We start from the raw sequence: 18,380 nt of genomic DNA, 5'->3' as shown, positions 1-18,380 counted from the left end.
GTCATGACTATTCAGACGTTTGGAGAAGAGAGAGCGAAGCGCTATAACAGAGCCTTGCAGCGATGTCCATACGCACGTGTGCGAGAAATTATACCTATCTTATTTCTGCTCTATGAAGAAGATCGGCGCAAACAGACCTTGATAGATTTAGCATCTGGCACTGGATACCTGGCAGATGCTCTAAAACCGCTTTTCGAGCGAAGCATCAGAGTAGATAAGTCGCCTGCATTTCTTGCAGCCTCTCAAAGTAATAGAGACCTGATTTATGCAGATATAAGAGAAGTGTCCAATATATTACCTGATACATTGCAGGTGGATGCAGTAACTTGCCTTGCAGCTCTTCACCACATCTACCGGCTCGGTAAGGACAAGATCAATGTAAGCCTATCAGATAAAGTTCAATCAGAGTCACTAATGCGTTGGACGCGTTTATTGGCTCCAGGTGGTAAGCTCGTTCTCGTTGATGTCGGTGTACCGGACCTGCAGACCATAGGCAAACAGAATTACTCTCTAGCTCAAAGTTTAAAATATTACTACGAGCAGAAGCAAGCATTTTTTCAGCAGAAGCATTTTTCTATTCATACTCATCTTTTCGATGCAATCAATGAGGATGTACCTGGCTATCGCGTCAAGCGTGTAATTCAGCAGCTTCTTTCCACATGCCAAGATGGAGTTGTTTCTCTGGCATCTCTGATTAAGCAGCAAAATTTAATATATCGTGTGTTACCTGAAAAAATGTTGACTGTTGATTTTTTTGATGAGGTTGTTGCTAACTTTTCTATTGATGGTCATATCTCACATTTCCCTCGTGAGTCCACAATACAGGCAGTTTTAGAGAAAAGTGGTTTAGAAAATATCCTCATCACATGTCTGCCAACGCCCTGGGTATTTGACACGGAGGCGGAGGCTGTCTGGTTTGTAAGAGAGTTGTTTGGGCTAGGAGAGGAAGCTGTGTTGGACCCTGATGATCTTCTAAAGCGGCCAGACTTTGAGAAGATTAAAGCATATATTCATCAATTCCTGGGGATGGTTACTGAGGAAGGAAAGACCTATGTCAACTGGCAACTCCTGTTTGCTTATGGAGAAAAGCCAGATAAGTAATGAACGCTTCTTCTGTGAGAAGAATACATTGCTTTGCTCTTATCAAGAGGAGTACTTCATGGCCCAGACTACGACTATCACATTGCGCGACATAGAAACAGCAGCACAGAGAATCGCCGGATATGCGTGTCCTACTCCCGTCTTAACATCTTCCCGGCTAGACGACCAAACTGAGGGGACCATCTATCTCAAATGCGAGAATTTACAGCGTACAGGTGCATTCAAGTTTCGAGGGGCTTTTAATCGCTTGAGTGTTCTTACATCAGAAGAACGCCAAAGAGGTGTTGTCGCCTATTCTTCTGGTAATCATGCATTGGCGGTTGCGCTTAGTGGAAAACTACTTGGTATTCCAGTAACGGTGATTTTACCAGATGATGCTGTTAGCAGTAAAATTGCAACTGCGAAGCTATATGGTGCTCATGTTCTTATTGCTGACCCCAGAACGGAAGATCTTGAGGAGATTGCTCAATCTTTAGCGCGCGAAAGAGATCTCGTTTTCATCTCTCCGTATGATGATCCATACGTTATTGCAGGGCAAGGAACAGTCATGCATGAAATGTGGAAGCAGATACCTCATCTTGATCTTCTCGTGTTGCCATGTGGAGGAGGGAGCCTCATTGCAGGAAGCTGTATTGCGGTCAAAGAGTATAAACCCAAAATACATGTGATAGGAGTAGAAACTGTAGATGGAAATGATACCTTCCTTTCCCTCTGTAGCGGGCATCCTGTACACATTTCACGGCCAACGACGATTGCTGATGGCATTCGTGCGCAATCACCTGGTAGGCTGACATTTCCCATAGAGCAAGAATTGCTTGAGCAGATAGTACTTGTTACAGATGAGGATATCAAGGCAGCTCTGCGTTTTTTGCTATTGGAGGTAAAAGTGCTTGTTGAGCCGACTGGGGCAGTTGCTCTAGCAGCGTTGCTCAGCGGGAAAGTTGACACCAGAGGTAAACGTGTTGGAGTTGTTCTATCTGGGGGAAACATTGATTCTGAGATTTTACTAAATATCATGTCCAGCGGCCTTGCTAAAGATAATAGATATCATAGAGAGGATGACTTGTATGAAGCCTGATCTGAAAACTGAATACGATATAGTGATTTGTGGTGCGGGCTTAGCCGGACTAACGCTTGCCAGACAGTTGACAATGACGATACCTAATCTCTCTCTCCTGCTTGTGGAAGGTCTGGGCGACAAAAGCCGGACAGGAGCCCTTCAAGTTGGCGAATCGACGATTGAAACTTCTGCCCACTATCTGGCTGATACATTGAATTTGCGCGAGTACTTAGAACTGGCTCATTACCGCAAGTGGGGACTACGTTTTTTCTTTGGTCATGGAAAGTCTGCTTTTCAAGACAGGCCAGAATTTGGGACTTCTCATGCATCGCCCCTTGACTCTTTTCAATTGGATCGAGCGCTGTTGGAAACAGACCTCAAAAAGTTCAATACTGCACTGGGAATACAGATGCTCTCAGGGTATAAAGTAGATGAGGTTAATCTTACATCACAAGGTGGTCTTCATAAGATTTTTGTCTCTAGTAAGGCGACCGAGCAGCGCTATTTACTTCGATGTCGCTGGGTGATAGATGCAATGGGGCGCAGGCGCTATTTGCAAAAGAAGTTGAATCTTATAAAAAAGCAAGATCTTCATCATAGCGCTTCATGGTTTCGGCTCAGGGGAAGAATTGATGTCTGTGATCTGGTTCCCCGGACAGAAAAAGCCTGGCATGAGCGTGTCCCCGATAATAATCGCTATTACTCAACAAATCATCTTATGGATGATGGAAGATGGGTTTGGTTAATTCCTCTTGCTTCTGGACATACCAGCATAGGCATTGTCACGCATGAAGGGTTTTTTCCTTTTTCTGAATATAATACCTACGATAAAGCTATGCTGTGGCTTCAGAAGCACGAACCGTTGCTTTGGAAGAGGATCGAGAAGATCCCTCCTGTTGATTTCCAGGTCTTACGGCACTATAGTTACAGTTCCAAACAGGTATTTTCGCTACAGAGATGGGCATGTACAGGTGACGCGGCTGTTTTTGCAGACCCTTTTCTTTCTCCGGGCATAGATCAACTAGGATTTGCTAATACTATCATTACCGAAATGGTGAAACGTGAACAGGAGGGGCAGCTAGATGCGCGAGGTGTTGAGTTGTGGAATGAGACATTTTTGGCTTTCCATAATGGAACAGTGTGGTCTACTCATCCAGCATACGTTTTTTTCGGTAATGATCTAGTGATGGGTATCAAGCTAATGTGGGATTTTGTAAGAGGGTTTTCCCTGAATGCAGCTCAGAAATTCGGTGCTTGGTATCTAAATGAGGAAAAAAGCACCGCCTTGCAACCTCTATTATCAAGAATATTTGCTCTGGTAACACGGATGGAAAGGCTATTTAAAACGTGGGCAAAACATACAAGCGGAAGATATTCATACAAATTTATCGATTATTTTGCTATTCCAGAGATGTTAGAGTTATATCATCGCAATTTTCAGAGGTCAAAAAGTGCAAAAGCACTGATTTATGATCATCAACTAACATTAGAATATCTCGAAGAACTCGCACAAATTATTTTTCTGATGGCTCTAAATGATATCATGCCTGAAACACTTTCACATTTACCATCACCACTGTGGCTGAACGCCTGGGGAGTTAGTCTGGATACGAATCGCTGGACATTTGACAGGCTATTTTCACCAGCTTCACCTGCTCGCCCATTCAAGCTTGCTCGCATTCCAGCTCTGTTTGGTATGCACGATCTTACTCAACACCTTCAGGCACTTGCACAGAACTAGTACAAAAGCCCTTCCCAGAGGAAAGACGACAGATGGTTTTAAGATCCGTATCATTGAAAGCGAAGCTTACTTACTATGAAAAAGGAGAGGGAGCATGGACCAAGAAAAACAGGAAGAAACCGCTATGTACAAAGTTGTTCTCAATCACGAGGAGCAATATTCCATCTGGCCTGTTGATCGCGAGAACCCACCTGGCTGGAGAGATGCGGGGCAACGCGGAACCAAGAGCGAATGCCTGGCCTATATCAAAGAGGTTTGGACAGATATGCGCCCGTTGAGTTTACGCAAAAAGATGGAAGAACAGGTCAAAAGGATTGAAGCCGACAGGGAGATCGAAACATGAGAAAGTATTGCAAAGCCTACTATTTGAAAGACCGGCTTGTGACATTCGATAAAGAGGAAGGAGTGTATCTCGATGAATGATCTGGTTAAGCGACTCTCGGAGGCGAAACACCCTGTATGTGTCGGTGGCCCCAGTCCCTCCTTAGAGGAGTTGCAAAAGCGCTTGGAAGAGATAGAATATGTCTTTATCAAGTTTCCTGAAACGAGTGGAGGAACTGACTTAGGCGTAAGAGTTGACAAAGCTGCTACGAACGTCAGCAAAGCCGATTTTAAGCAACGAACTGGCGTGGTTCATGTTGAAGGAGCTCTAACACTCAACTATGTCAAAGTACGTTGTGTAGCCGATATTGATCTGGCCACCCTTCAGGGGAAAGGCCATCTTATCGTGCTGGAAGAGATATAATCTGGTTGTGTTGCGAAAAACAGCGGTCCTTCAGGTAAATTGTTGTCAACAGTTCAAAGCCGTCCAGGTCCATGAGAATCCTCCCCAGAATGGTGTTCAGGTTTTTCTGAGGATACCTCGTGGACTTATTCTTTGAGAAGGTTACTTGCACATCGCGTACTACTCTGTTAGCTTCGCCGAGGACGAAAAGTTTTGATTTGTTCGGTTTCAATGAGCCATAAAACCACTTCAAGCATAAGAAAGGATTCTTGTAGATGCCATATTCAAATAAATCTATGATAAGTTTATATCATCCGCAAAAATATGCTGATCCATATCCTTTTTATCGTAACCTCCAGGCATCTGAAGCTATTTATTGGGACGAACCCTTGCATAGCTGGGTAGTGACAAGGTATACAGGTGTGATAGCTACTCTCAACAATATTCATTTGTCCAGCAACCGTATTGCTTCCTTTCTCGCTCACGTCCCTCCTCATGAGCGTGAGAAATTGAAGCCACTTTCTCAAGTGCTTACTAGGATGCTCCCTTTTCTAGATCCTCCAGTACATACGCGACAAAAAAGGTTTATCAGTAAAATTTTTACTAATCATGTAGTCAATAACGTATGTCCATATATTCAACACAAAGCGGATGAGCTGCTTGATGGTGTATTAAAAAAAGAATCTATGGATGTATTGCATGATTTTGCACTCCCATTATCAGCAGCAGTGATCGCTGAGCTGCTGGGAGTGCCAGAAGAACATCGCTATCTTTTCAGGCATAGGACTGGTCTCTTGCAGGGATTTTTTAGCCGGTCTATGCAGGAAGTTGCAAGCATTATCGAGCTCAAGGAGTATTTTTATAATGTTCTGGCAGCTCGTCGGAGCAATCCCGGAACAGATTTACTTAGTAAGTTTGTCCAAGCCAATGAAGTAACTTCTCAACTGAATAACGAAGAGGTCTTTGCTATTTATTTATCACTGTTCGACGCAGGACAGTTGACTACAGCTCATTTGATAGGAAACAGCATGCTTACCCTTTTGCGTCATCCTACTCAGCTACAAATTTTGAAAGATACTCCTGAAGTAAGCGCAACTGCTATTGCAGAATTATTACGCTACGAAGGACCAGTGCAATTAATAGGGCGCATTGCTCTTTCTAACACCTCTATTGAAGGCAAAGCAATCAAAGCAGGACAGAATATTGTTTGTGTTATAGGGGCGGCAAATCGTGATCCCTTACAATTTTCATATCCTGATCAGCTTGATATTGAGAGAGGGAAGAATCGTCATGTAGGCTTTGGCTATGGTTTGCATTTTTGCATAGGAGCTACGCTTGCGCTTACAGAGGCACAGATAGCCATTGAAACACTATTGCGCCGTCTTCCAACCCCTATATTTCACGAGGCTGCCGTTCAGTGGCAAGAGGACATTAATTTTCGCTTACTGAAATCATTACCTATCACCTTCGGAGCAACCCCAACTACATATTTATAAGGGAAAACATGCTTTAAATGAATTTAGGTAAAAAATACAAGAGGACAATATATGGAGTTTGATTTGCACCGTGCTCGGCTTGACACTCCTGGTTGTGAACATGTCATCCATCTAAACAACGCTGGAGCTTCTTTAATGCCCAAACAGGTACTTAACGCCATCACAGCTCATCTTCAGCTTGAGGCGCTGATTGGAGGCTATGAAGCTGCAGAACAACGTAATAATGCAATAGAACGTGTATATGATTTAGCAGCATGTTTACTTAACTGTCAACGCGATGAAATCGCTGTTACCGAAAATGCCACACGAGCCTGGGATATGGCATTCTACTCCATCTCTTTCCAAAGAGGTGATCGTATCCTTACATCTCGTGCTGAATACGCTAGCAATTATATTGCTTTTCTACAAATAGCACAGAAATATGGCGTGGAAATTACTGTTATTCCCAATGATGATCATGATCAGATTTCTCTTGAAGCCCTGTATAATGCGATTGATAAACATGTGAAGCTTCTCGCCATTACACATGTTCCCATGAGCCACGGTCTCATTAATCCAGCAGCAGCTATAGGTCGGATTGCTCGTCAGGCTGGCATTCTCTATTTGCTGGACGCCTGCCAATCGGTCGGGCAAATGCCAATTGACGTAGAACAGATAAACTGTGATTTGTTGTCTGTTGCTGGACGTAAATATTTACGTGGCCCGAGAGGAACAGGGCTTCTCTATGTACGCAAAAGTGTTCTTGACCAGTTGGAACCACCCATCTTAGGGTTAGATGCCGCTCGCTGGATTTCTAAAGATTGCTATCAGCTCGCACCAGATGCTGGTCGTTTTGAAAGTTGGGAAGTGAATTGTGCAAGCAAGATAGGCTTGGCCACAGCCATTGATTATGCTCTTCAATGGGGAATCGATGCTATATGGTCACGTATAACAAGCCTTGCGAGTATGCTACGTGCAAGGTTGCGAACATTACCACGTGTAGTTGTACAAGATCAAGGAACAGAACAGTGTGGCATAGTCTCTTTTACTATTGCTGGGAAAGATCCGATGGAAATTCGTCAAATTCTGGCAAAGCATCGTATTAATGTCTGGGTTCCACTTCTCAGTTCTAATCGTCTAGATATGGAACCGCGAGGACTAAGTAGTCTAATACGAACCTCTGTACATTACTACAACAGCCACGAAGAAATCAATCAGCTTTGTGAGGTCTTAGAAGCGGCAACAACTGACCACAAATATGCCTTTAATCAATATCCCTTGCACAGATCAGATATCTGATCTGTGGCAAAAAAGGTTCAAAGCGACTAAAATCGAGGGCGAACAGGGATTGAAGAAATTTCCCACAAACAACTCGTATTACCTGGATTACGAGATTTCGTTCTATTGGCTTTAAAAAAGCATCTCCAGCTTATACATTCAAAAGTAGCAACCAATATTCTTCGCTTCATGCAATGGTGAATGGGGCTCCCTGGGCGAAACTGTTTTGCTACTCTAGCTGCTTGACGGAGGGGATTCGCCAACAGTATCTTCTGACCAAGTGAGTTCTGACCGAATCTTCTGGCGGTGAGCTTTGGTCATGCGGTGTAGTGCGAGGGCCTCGCATGACGTTTCGTATTCACGTTATCTTGCATTAGGAGTATGCATATGAAAAAAAATAGCTGGTATTCTGCTAAACGTCTTCTCATTATACGCTCAGGAAGGATCGGTGATATATTAGTAACGACTCCTGCTATACGTGCGATCAAAACAAAACTGCCACAGAGTAAACTAACGTTATTAACAACTGAAGCTGCATCACCAGCTTCTTTAGTAAGTGCCGATATTGATGATGTAATTGTTCATCGGATGCCGTGGGAGTATGACTCATTGCAAGATAGCCAACAAGAGTTTCAGCTAATTGAGCTACTGAGAGAGAGCAATTTTGATGGTGCTTTGATTTTCACTACGTTTCGCCAATGCCCGCGTACATCTGCTCCTGCGTACTTATGTTATCTTGCAAATATCCCCTTGCGTGCAGCAGCTTCAGCATATCCTACACGCTCTTTACTTACAACTCGATATAACCCTCCAAAAGAGACCATACATGAGGTTGTGCATGCATTAAATCTTGTGGAAGCAGTAGGTATTCATACAGCAAAGGAAGAAGCTAAGCTTGTTGTACAGGTTCCTAAGAGTGCGCAAGAGGATATAAACGTACTTCTTTCTTCTTATGAAATTGATCATCAGCTTCCCCTGGTTATTGTTCATCCTGGCTGTAGTAATCTCGCGAGAGCATATCCGTGGGCATTGTATGCAGAAGTAATTAACAAATTAGGAGAGAACTTTAGGCTAAATATAGGAATCACTGGCTCAAAAGAAGAAAAGGAATTGGTAGGAAAAATAATGGGTAAAATCCGAAAAGAAAATCGTCAGAGAGTATTTTCTTTTGCAGGAAATTTGTCTTTTCCTTCTCTGTGTGCTCTCATAGAGGCCGCAGACATTCTTATTACTAATAATACTGGACCAATGCATATTTCAGCGGCTGTTCAAACTCCTGTTGTTGTTCTATCTGCTCGCATAAACCTTCCTCAACAATGGGGTCCGTGGAAAGTAAAAAATTGCCTTTTCTATGATGATTTACATGCAATATCTCCAGTATCAGTAGTCAATTCAACTATCGAAATTTTGGCACACTGTAAATCAATGAAATAAGTGTGTAAATATAAAGAAAGTAGTTAGAATGGTGGAGCATGCCCATCTTTGAATTTACCGTCACCACACTAAACTTGCATTTTAACCATGAGGGTCTAGCCGAAAGTCGCAAGAAACTATCAGAGAAAGCAGCGACTGAAGAAAAAGGAGGGTTTAGACAGCCTTTTTAACAGCAGGATAACAAGGAGCATGACCAGAAAGACGACCTTTGGGCCGTCCAGGTGATCGTCCGCAGGGTTTTGGTAGGTTTGCGAGCACTGGGAGGCGCCCTAAAAGTGACGAAAACGCTCGACGCACACAGTACGGAGTCGACTTGCCTTCGGTCAGAGGTTTTTTCCAGGGTAAACGATGATCGACAACCAGCGGGCGAGCTAGACGCAGTTGCGTGTAAGCGAGCACGACCAGCCAGGTCCAACGATCGGCTTGTTCGGGATGACGCACCCGGGGCAGCGTCCAATTGAGGAACTGTTTGATAAAACGAAAGGTATGTTCGAGCTTGAAGCGACCCACATAGGCACGCCACACCTGAGCTAATTGAGGAAGCTCCGGACCATACCACCACAGCCACAGATGTTTGGGAAGACGCTCGACCTCGACAAGAAGCAGCGTTCCTCACATCAGTGGTCGCTGGCCTCGAATTCCACGCTTGGGATGAATTTGCGGAATGGCATGCAAGTTGTGCCAAGCGCGCACATGCATCTGACCATATTGACTATCTTCAGGAGCATACTCCTGCTCAGGTTCGAGCCAAGTGGCAGGGTCGGCACAAGCGCGAATTTATGCTCATGCCGTGGAGGTCGTCCTCTCGGCGCTTGGCCCGTAGGATCAGCATAAAAGCAACGTCCTGCACGTAAACGGTTGAGAGCAGCAGCCTACAAGGAACCCCAAGCTTGCGCCAATTGCCCTGGCTCGTAGCCAGCATCAAAGACAAAAATGGGAAGAGGGGCATCGTCGGGATACTCTTGCAACAACTCTCTGATTTGTTCCACAGCAACAAGATTTAGGTTGTCATCAGGCTTGAGGCACCGCGCAAGATCCGGCACCGTCCAGCTCATGAGCAAAGCTGATCTGAGCAATCCAATGGTAGGCCCAGCCCGCCACTATTGGTTTTCCCGCTCAATGGCGGGAGGAGTGATGATAAAAGGCACGCTCAGGACTGGTTTCAGCATCACAACGTGCCCACACGCTGGCATCTACGGCATAGATCAGCACCCCACCTTCCAGGGAATACTGAGCCAAGAGTACATCGACCGCCTGACCGTCGATGTAGCCCTTAACCAGAGCATCATAGACACTGCCCCGTAGAAGCTCTATATACAGAGATAACCCGGCTTAATGAATACAATTGTGCCCCTGATCAAGATTTTCGTCCCGGTGATGTTTTATATATGGTAGACGGGCCGCTCCGTGGATTGGAAGCTGTATTCATTGGCTCGGTTGCCCCCAGGAAACGGGTGCGAGTATTGCTGAATTTCCTGGATCGCTCCCAGAAAATGGTTGTAGAAGTAAAAGATGTTGAAAAGCGTACAGAAGCTAACGAGTTTAAGCGTGCATGCACTACGAGGGGTAAAGGAAGAAAAATTCGCACTAAGGAGAAGAGATGACGAACCTTGATTATGATGTGGGTATCATTGGTGGTAGGTCAGCAGGAGCAGCGACGGCGGCGTATCTGGCGCGAGCGGGGTTTCGTGTGTAGTCTTTGAACAGGCGCTGTTTCCTCGTCCTCGCGTTGGCGAGCCGCTGGTGCCTTCTTCGACGCGAGTTTTCAAAGGACTGGATTTTCTGTCCAAACTGGATCAAGCTGGCTTTCCCAGAAAGTATGGTGCCACCTGGACTGCCAGTAACCAGAGAACGGTTTATACCCATAGCTTTGAGGGGCTAGAAGCTGATAGTCACATGGACACTAGTTTTGCGGAGCGGGAGCAGGCGGGAGTGGATCGCCCCTATACCTTCCACGTGGATCGCGGCAAGTTTGACCTGCAGCTCCTGCAACATGCTCACGAAGCAGGAGCGGTGGTCTATGAGGGCGTGCGCGTCCAGAGGGTGTTTTTTTTCGAGCCAGGCCAGCCCGAGATTCTATTTTCGGTGGCTCGTCGTCAGCAGAGCCGGACAAAGGTGCGGTTAGTTGTGGATGCCAGTGGACGACGGACACCGCTGGGCAATCAACTCAAACTGCGTGTGCAGGATCCAGTCTTTGATCAATATGCCATCCATACTTGGTTCGAAGGGTATGATCGCCGTTTGCTGGCTCGTGATCAGAAGCAACTGGACTATATTTTCATCCACTTCTTGCCCCTCACCAATAGTTGGGTCTGGTAGATCCCGATCAGCGAGACGATCACGAGCATCGGGGTGGTTACCCAGAAGAAGAACTTTGCCAGTGCCAGGCAAGAGCGCGAGGCGTTTTTCTGGCAGGCTCTACAAATTCGGCCAGAACTGGTAGCGGGACTGAGAGTTGCTCGGCAGGTGCATTCCTTGCGTGAAGAGGGCGATTACAGTTATGCCATGAAGCAGATCTGTGGCGAGACCTTTGTGCTGGTGGCGATGCCGCTCGTTTCGTGGATCCGATCTTTTCGACGGGAGTGAGCATAGCCCTCAATAATGCTCGTTTCGCCAGTGCCGACATCCTGCAAGCGGTAGAGATCGGCGAGTTTGGCAAGGCGGGCTTTCAGCGCTTCGAGCAGACCTTACGATGGGAAACGAGCAACCGGTACAAGTTTATTTCCGTCTATTATCGCTTGAATGTGCTCTTCACCGCTTTTGTACGGAATCTCGTATCTATGGGCGGTGCCCAAGTTGCTGCAAGGGGATGTCTACGATGAAAATGAACCTGAAGTCCTCAGCCTGATGAAACAGCGAGCAAGTAAAATGGAGCAGAATAAAAATCACATCTAGCATCATTATCTAGGTGAGCTCACCACATCCGCTTTCAAGCCTGATTTTTGAAGTAGACAAGCATAGCTCCAATCAATGGGCAATTTCAGGAAAGATACCTCACATGGAATGGTTCCGTTAATGGACATCATTTGTTGCAACATTGGCAAGGTTTGACGCTGCAGGCTGTGGATTTGGAATTTCTTATGAGGAGACATGATGCTTACAGGGTACATCTTACTCCAGCTGAACGTCATCATACTGACAGTACAGGTGTTTGGCAATCTTTGTCGGCGTATCGGGCAGCAATGGGTCATTGGTGAAATCCTGGCTGGGCTTGCCCTTGGACCATCGTTGCTTGGCGCTATCTTTCCCGATCTTGAGATATTATTGTTCCCACAGAGTACGCTCCCAATGTTGCAGACATTAGGAGATATCGGACTGGCTCTTTATATGTTTTCTCTAGGGGCACGGCTTGATACACACTTGATAGCACGTCAGAGCCCCAAGGCTATTTTCATCTCATTAAGTGGTATCCTTTTACCTTTCGTACTGGGTTTTTCCAGTGCTTTTCTTCTGTATCCAGACCTTAGCGGCTCAAAGGCAACCCTGTTTTCATTTATGCTCATTGTCGGAGTGGCAATGTCGATTACTGCCTTCCCTGTATTAGCGCGTATTTTATCAGAAAGGCGAATACTCCATACAAAGATTGGTATGTTAGCACTGGTCTGTGCTTCAGTCGATGATGTACTTGCTTGGTATCTGCTCGCACTTGTCGTCGCGATTATCCATTCGCTCAATGGACTGTTAGCAGGGGTGACGGTAGGGTTAACTATCATTTTTATTGCTGTGATGGTGTTAGTTGTGCGTCCGCTGTTGAGCTACGTTGTACAACATATCCAATCCAGATCTCTGCAGATCGCATCTGGTATTGTGATACTTCTTCTCGCGGCGTATACAACCAATGCGATAGGCATCCACCTTGTCTTTGGCGCGTTTCTCACGGGCGTTATTCTCCCACGGAACGTTGCTTTTGCTGAGCAGATTCGTAGCCTGGACCAGGTCAATAATTTACTGTTTTTGCCCCTCTTTTTCGTCTTTAGCGGACTAAGAACCCAGATAGGGCTTATTCAAGGACCTACAATGTGGCTCATCTGCCTGTTTCTCATCGCTATTGCTTGCCTGGGAAAAATCATAGGAGGAACCCTTACCGTACGTATTCTGGGAGAATCCTGGAGGGAGGCGCTCTGTCTTGGAGTGCTGATGAACACACGAGGCCTGGTTGAACTCATTGTTCTCAACATTGGATTTGAACTGAGAGTCCTCTCTCCAGCAATATTTGCTATGCTCGTTATCATGGCGATCGTGACAACGATGATGGCATCCCCGCTCCTGTTGTTGCTCGGATATTCCTCATCTAAAAATACGGAGGCAACTTCCGAAGAGGCGGTCGAAAAAGCGGCAACATGAGGAGATGAGATAGATAACACGATCTGTAAATGGTTTGTTTGTAAAATGACCCAGGATGTCAAGACACAAAAGTCATGGTTGCTAAGGTGCGACTTCCTTTCTTTACGAAATCAATCTTCACCATTTTCGTTGCGAAACAAGCCCCAGAGACATTTTTGTGCCTGATGACTTTTTTCCGCTGATGGATGGGTTGTCCACATTATTTGCGTCAGTGCGCCAAATCCGTGACTTATGAGCCAAAGTCAGGAACATGATCAAATGGCTGGGTAAAACTCTGAAAAACAATCTTCTCGATATGTGTTTGCTCTTCGGCTGTAGGCTCATACTGGAGAGCAGACCAGATAGCTTGGATGGCAGCTCCACCAACAATGGAAGGGTTCGTGTCTGTGGTCAAACCAGCAATGTACGTCACCGTCACGTTGCAAGGATGATCTGAACATTTTCCCAACGCATAGGTGATACCTGCCAATGCCCCATGCTTCCAGTCATCGTAGCCTTTTGCTGGAACTACTTCGATATACCCCTGTGAGATAAATCCTTCTCCATGACAATCAAAAGTAACAACCATTTCGTCAGCAGAAGAAACGGTGAGTTCAACTTCAGCAAAATGCAGCAGGCCGTGACGTACGCGCGCTATTTTCCCTTTACTCTGTATCATAGGCTCTCTCAAGGAGTTCATCACCCTTCTCTTGCTCAAAGAGTCTCAAGAGAAGAGGATTCCTCCCTTGATGACAAAACATGCTCGTTTCTTTCTGCAGTCAACTCATCCATATGCCTGCGTGATGGAAAATATACCTCTGCTGGTGTTCGGTAGTCAAGCGCTTGATGGAGCCTCTGCTCGTTGTAAAAGCGGAGATAGGTTGTCAGCTCTCGGCGTGCGTCGCGAGGACTGGCGTAATCTTTCAGATATACTTCCTCATATTTTATGCTGCGCCACAAGCGTTCCGTAAACACGTTATCTAGCGCACGCCCTTTGCTATCCATGCTGATACGCACGTTATGTGAGAGCAACAGTTGGGTATACTGCGAACTAGTAAACTGACTGCCTTGATCGCTATTGCAAATTTGTGGCTTGGCTTGTGCCAGAGCGTGTTGCATGGCCTCAAGAACAAAGGCGATCTGCATCGTTTGATCCAGCTCCCAGCTCAGCACATACCGCGAATACCAATCCAGGATCGCGACCAGATACATCCAGCCGCCTCGCAAGCGTATGTAGGTGATGTCGATACCCCAGATGTGGTTGGGTTCCTTCGCCGTGATGTTCGCCAACAAGTAAGGGTAAATCGCTGATTGATGCTCACGTTTACTCAGATTCGGACCCGGATATACCGCAGCCAGTCCCATTTCTTGCATATACCGCGCGACCGCTTTCTGGTTGATTGCCAGGGACTCGCGATACAACTGGGCGGCGATGCGCCGGTAACCATAATACGGATGAGCTGTGTAAATTTCGTCGATTCGATGCTTCAGCGCCACTTCTTCTGCTGACGGAGGCACCGGCTGATAGTAAAGACCTGAGCGGTTGAGACTCAAGAGCCGGGCCTGCGTGCTCATGGGGAGTTCTCTATTCTCCCACTCCACCAGTTTGCGCCGCTCCTCTCTACTTAAACAGGCCACGAGATTTTTTTCCAGCCACGCCACCTGCGTGGTTAAGCGGCCAATCTCGGCATATAACGCCTCTCGTTCTTGCTGCCACTCGGTCTCTTTCTGGGCTAATTCCTGGCCCACCTGGTCATTGAAAAGGCTGGGCAGACCGGCTAATGCTTGATCCCGCCAACGATACAGCATATTACTATGCACTCCGTATTCGGCAGCCAGCTGCCCAACGGTCTTTTCCTCTTTCAGCATCTCCTTGACGACTTTTGCCTTGAACTCTGCACTATACTGTTTCCGGGTTTTCTTCTGCATACTTTTATTTACACCTTACGAGCCAGGTCATTTTTGTCCGAAATCGCAGGATCATTATATTTGTGTAAAGGTTTTAATATAGACTCTCCTGAGAAATTTGAAGCCTTTGCACAAACGGTGGCAACAGATGGTGAGTTATTCGATGAGTATGGAGACTTGCCACGTGATACACTAGGTGCGAAGGTCTATCATTCAACACCTTACCTTGCAGATAAATCTATACTCTTCCACAATGAAAGTTCGCATATGCATTGTTGGCCGATGAAGATCTTCTTCTACTATGTCAAGGCAGCAGCAATTGGGGGAGCGACGCCTATCATTGATTGTCGCAAAACCTATCTGGTCATTGATCCAGCTATTATCAAATGTATGACTGAGAAGAAGTTGATGTACGCGCGAAATTTTATCAGTGGATTAGATGTTAGTTGGCAGCAGTTTTTTCAGACTGAGAACAAGAAAAGCGTTGAAAATTATTGTCGGAGGGTCGGTATTGATTTTGAATGGAAAGGCGAGAATAATCTGACAACGCGTCAGATCTGCCAAGTAAACGGCACGCCTGCGTAAAGGCATTCTCCTGGCGAACTTCGCTCAACCAGAGGTTTGCTCTCGCAGTGCAACGCAATTTCCCATCTTCGCGGCCCTCGCATTCGCTGAGCCTGCAATTTGATCCTGTGCTCGACCTACATCTCCGGCAAGGCCCGTGTCCATACCCTCCTGGGGCAGGTTCTGGGTCGGGCAAAAGAAGTATTGCTTCTTTGGGAGCTTCCCACAATATAGAGCGTTTCTTCAATCCTTTTTCATCGGGAGCGGTGCGCCGACAGGCGCATGACGTTTCAGAATTAGAGATGGTGTCGGATAGAAAGAATTACCAGGATGTTCACACTCTCGTTGCCACATGTAACGGCCACTTTACATGAAGTATTTTACAAACCTGGTTTCTTCTTTATATAATATACTCATATCAAAAAATCTTTTTTCCTATCAATAAGAACAAAAAAAGGGGAAACCAGGCAGCTATGTTGAGGTTTGGTGCACGGGTACGCCAGCAACGGCTGCGGCTACATCTCTCTCAGGAGGCACTGGCAGAAGCACTAGGGATCTCTGCACGCAGCATTCGACGTTGGGAGCAGGAGCAAGCCATTCCACAGGTTGCTATCCGATTGCAATTGAGTCGCTTCTTTGGTCTGCATCCTGAAGACTTGTTTGAGTCTGTCGAGGAGCAGGAACCTGCTCTCTGGGGAGTTCCGTATCCACGCAATCAAATCTTCATCGGTCGAGATGCAATTTTACATACTTTACACGCCCGATTAAAAGGGTCGCAGTTAGTCGCACTGACCCAGTCGTCGGCAATCACTGGATTGGGAGGCATTGGTAAAACGCAGGTCGCAATTGAGTATGCCTATCGTTACCGGCATGAATATAACACCATCCTCTGGTTGGCCGCAGAAACGACCGAGAGCTTAATGAATAGCCTGCAACAGATGGTAGATCTTCTACAACAGCCTCAATTCCAGCAGAAAGAGCAGGCACAGATAGTGAAAGCTGTGCAAAACTGGCTGGGTACACATTCCGAGTGGCTACTGATCTGCGATAACGTCGAAGACCTGAATCTGCTCCAAGCGGTGTTGCCTCCCTTACGGCAAGGTGCTATGTTGCTGACCACGCGTCGGCAGGCGCTTGGTCCTTTAGCTGAGCTGCTGGAGCTGCCTGCAATGGACGAGAGCGAGTGAGCCGCTTTGCTCTTGCGGCGGTCAAAAAGGCTATCTGCTACCACGACAATGGATCTCCAGAATGAGCCAGATGCGGAAAAGTTAGCCAAACTACTAGGAGGACTTCCTCTCACATTAGATCAGGCGGGTGCTTATCTGGAAGAGACAGGATGTAGCGTGGCGGACTATCTTCAACGGTATCATCAGCAGCGTCCGCTGGTACTAGCGCGTCGAGGTCTGCATGGAGGTGCCCATCCCTCATCAGTCACGACTACACTCCAGCTCTCAATGGAGCGAGTCGAGCAGGAACACCCAGGGGCCATCCACCTGCTACGAGCATGCGCATTGTTGCATCCTGATGCCATTCCTGAAGAGTTGCTAGCCGCCGGAGCATCTTACCCGGGACAGCGCTTGCAGCAAGTTGTGACTGATGCCTATCAGTTTGATGTCATGCTCTCGGCTTTACGGAGCGCCTCATTGATAGCACGTTCCCCTGAAATACATGCTCTTTCAATGCATCGGCTGGTCCAGGCGGTCATTCAAGATCAAATGGAACCGACGGAAATACAACTCTGGAGCGAACACATGATGCGTGTGATCGCTACATGTTTTCCTGAACCGGACCCCACCGTCTGGTCGCAGTGTGAGCGCTTGCTCCAAAGCGCTCTGACATGTCTGCAATGGCTTGAAACAACGGAAAGCGATTTGCCAGAGGCTAGCGAACTCTTCTCAAGAGTAGGGTCCTATTTGATAAGACGAGGACGTTTTGATGAGGCTGAACCACTACTAGGGCAGGCAATAACGGTGACTGAAAAATGCTATGGACCTGACCATGCAGCGCTTATCCCTCGATTACTACAGCATGGAGAAGCTCTCTATTGGCAAGGGAAGTATGGGCGATGCGAGGTGGTGTGGTTCCGAGCACTGACACTTTGTAAGCAGTATTTGGGTCCTAGTCATGTCAAGACTGCTGAAACAATCAATAATCTAGCACTCGCATACTATGGGCAGGGAAAGTATGAGCAATGTGAGCAGATGTTTTATCAAGCACTGAGTATTCAGGAGCGACAATTGGGACCAAAGAGTCATGATGTAGCCTCAACACTGAGTAATCTAGGACTCCTCTATCGAGACCAGAAGAAGCTTGAGCAAGCCGAGAAGTTATTCCAGCAAGCACTGCATATCTTTGAACAACTATTTGGGGCAGAAGAGGTGCATACAATCTATATGCTCAACAATCTAGCAAATGTGTATCGTGATCAGAGAAAATACGAACAGGCGGAGCCCTTATATCAGCAAGTATTACATGCTCGTGAGCATATATCAGGACCAGAGCATCCTGATACAGCGATTACTCTTGCTGATATGGCAATGTGCTATCGGGAACAAAAAAAATATGAGCAAGCCGAGCGCCTCTATCAACAGGTTCTCTCTCTGCGAGAGCGTATTCTAGGGCCAGAGCACCCAGAGCTAGCAAAAACGCTCTACGATTTCGCCGTTTTGCGAGAGGCTCAGGGACCCACGGGATGCGCAACGAGTGAGAAGCAAGTAAGCAAGAACAAAAGAGACTGAAAAACAAAAATAGAGAAATATCGATATCGAAGGG

18 protein-coding genes are annotated in these 18,380 nt (G+C 46.5%); 16 read left to right on the top strand and 2 right to left on the bottom strand.

Translation table 11 applies throughout. The annotated features are described in order from the left end of the window. Positions 1-3 precede the first annotated feature (3 nt). The 13 genes from K3T83_RS37560 (at position 4) to K3T83_RS37500 (ending at position 13,157) form a co-directional block, all read left to right on the top strand. Entirely contained in the window at positions 4-1,101 is a 1,098-nt protein-coding gene (locus tag K3T83_RS37560) for a class I SAM-dependent methyltransferase (protein WP_220208023.1), read from the top strand. Next, positions 1,052-2,179 carry a threonine ammonia-lyase gene (locus K3T83_RS37555; protein ID WP_220208022.1) on the top strand — a complete coding sequence of 376 codons (1,128 nt, stop codon included), beginning with the start codon at positions 1,052-1,054 and terminating at the stop codon, positions 2,177-2,179. Before K3T83_RS37560 ends, K3T83_RS37555 begins: the two co-directional genes overlap by 50 nt. After that, the gene (locus K3T83_RS37550) at positions 2,169-3,902 is read left to right on the top strand and encodes an NAD(P)/FAD-dependent oxidoreductase (protein WP_220208021.1); all 1,734 of its coding nucleotides are present in this window, start codon (positions 2,169-2,171) and stop codon (positions 3,900-3,902) included. Before K3T83_RS37555 ends, K3T83_RS37550 begins: the two co-directional genes overlap by 11 nt. 94 nt (positions 3,903-3,996) lie before the next feature. Continuing rightward, positions 3,997-4,245 (top strand): MbtH family protein, encoded by a 249-nt coding sequence (locus K3T83_RS37545; protein ID WP_220208020.1) that lies wholly within the window; start codon positions 3,997-3,999, stop codon positions 4,243-4,245. A 72-nt stretch (positions 4,246-4,317) separates the two neighbouring features. Continuing rightward, complete coding sequence (locus K3T83_RS37540; RefSeq protein WP_220208019.1) at positions 4,318-4,647, top strand: hypothetical protein; 330 nt, start codon at positions 4,318-4,320, stop codon at positions 4,645-4,647. Between the two features lie 254 nt (positions 4,648-4,901). After that, a complete protein-coding gene (locus K3T83_RS37535) occupies positions 4,902-6,122 on the top strand; it encodes a cytochrome P450 (RefSeq protein WP_220208018.1) in 1,221 nt (406 codons plus the stop codon). Positions 6,123-6,173: 51 nt separating this feature from the next. Then, complete coding sequence (locus K3T83_RS37530) at positions 6,174-7,400, top strand: aminotransferase class V-fold PLP-dependent enzyme (RefSeq protein ID WP_220208017.1); 1,227 nt, start codon at positions 6,174-6,176, stop codon at positions 7,398-7,400. A 366-nt stretch (positions 7,401-7,766) separates the two neighbouring features. Then, a complete protein-coding gene (locus K3T83_RS37525) occupies positions 7,767-8,813 on the top strand; it encodes a glycosyltransferase family 9 protein (protein WP_220208016.1) in 1,047 nt (348 codons plus the stop codon). Positions 8,814-9,866: 1,053 nt separating this feature from the next. Beyond that, complete coding sequence (locus K3T83_RS37520) at positions 9,867-10,118, top strand: hypothetical protein (protein WP_220208015.1); 252 nt, start codon at positions 9,867-9,869, stop codon at positions 10,116-10,118. Positions 10,119-10,556: 438 nt separating this feature from the next. After that, positions 10,557-11,132, top strand: a complete 576-nt coding sequence (locus K3T83_RS37515) for an NAD(P)/FAD-dependent oxidoreductase (RefSeq protein WP_220208014.1) — start codon at positions 10,557-10,559, stop codon at positions 11,130-11,132. Between the two features lie 33 nt (positions 11,133-11,165). Beyond that, positions 11,166-11,399, top strand: a complete 234-nt coding sequence (locus tag K3T83_RS37510) for a hypothetical protein (protein WP_220208013.1) — start codon at positions 11,166-11,168, stop codon at positions 11,397-11,399. Further along, complete coding sequence (locus K3T83_RS37505; protein ID WP_220208012.1) at positions 11,372-11,635, top strand: hypothetical protein; 264 nt, start codon at positions 11,372-11,374, stop codon at positions 11,633-11,635. The genes K3T83_RS37510 and K3T83_RS37505 overlap by 28 nt, the downstream gene beginning before the upstream one ends. Positions 11,636-11,903: 268 nt before the next feature. Continuing rightward, entirely contained in the window at positions 11,904-13,157 is a 1,254-nt protein-coding gene (locus K3T83_RS37500; RefSeq protein ID WP_220208011.1) for a cation:proton antiporter domain-containing protein, read from the top strand. 229 nt (positions 13,158-13,386) lie between these two features. Here the strand turns inward: K3T83_RS37500 and K3T83_RS37495 are convergent, their stop codons facing one another. Both K3T83_RS37495 and K3T83_RS37490 read right to left on the bottom strand, forming a co-directional pair. Beyond that, positions 13,387-13,815: a hypothetical protein gene (locus tag K3T83_RS37495; RefSeq protein WP_220208010.1), complete on the bottom strand. Its 429-nt coding sequence runs from the start codon at positions 13,813-13,815 to the stop codon at positions 13,387-13,389. 35 nt (positions 13,816-13,850) lie between these two features. Then, positions 13,851-15,065 carry an IS3 family transposase gene (locus K3T83_RS37490; RefSeq protein ID WP_220208009.1) on the bottom strand — a complete coding sequence of 405 codons (1,215 nt, stop codon included), beginning with the start codon at positions 15,063-15,065 and terminating at the stop codon, positions 13,851-13,853. A gap of 60 nt (positions 15,066-15,125) precedes the next feature. Between K3T83_RS37490 and K3T83_RS37485 the strand changes: the two genes are divergently transcribed. From K3T83_RS37485 to K3T83_RS37475, 3 genes are all read left to right on the top strand, one after another. Beyond that, positions 15,126-15,629, top strand: a complete 504-nt coding sequence (locus K3T83_RS37485; protein WP_220208008.1) for a TauD/TfdA family dioxygenase — start codon at positions 15,126-15,128, stop codon at positions 15,627-15,629. 452 nt (positions 15,630-16,081) lie between these two features. Continuing rightward, positions 16,082-16,795, top strand: a complete 714-nt coding sequence (locus tag K3T83_RS37480; RefSeq protein WP_220208007.1) for a helix-turn-helix domain-containing protein — start codon at positions 16,082-16,084, stop codon at positions 16,793-16,795. 48 nt (positions 16,796-16,843) lie between these two features. Continuing rightward, positions 16,844-18,346, top strand: a complete 1,503-nt coding sequence (locus tag K3T83_RS37475) for a DUF2225 domain-containing protein (protein WP_220208006.1) — start codon at positions 16,844-16,846, stop codon at positions 18,344-18,346. The last annotated feature ends 34 nt before the right edge of the window (positions 18,347-18,380 follow it).

The organism is Reticulibacter mediterranei (genome assembly GCF_016587455.1).
This window is presented reverse-complemented; position numbering and strand designations above follow the sequence as displayed.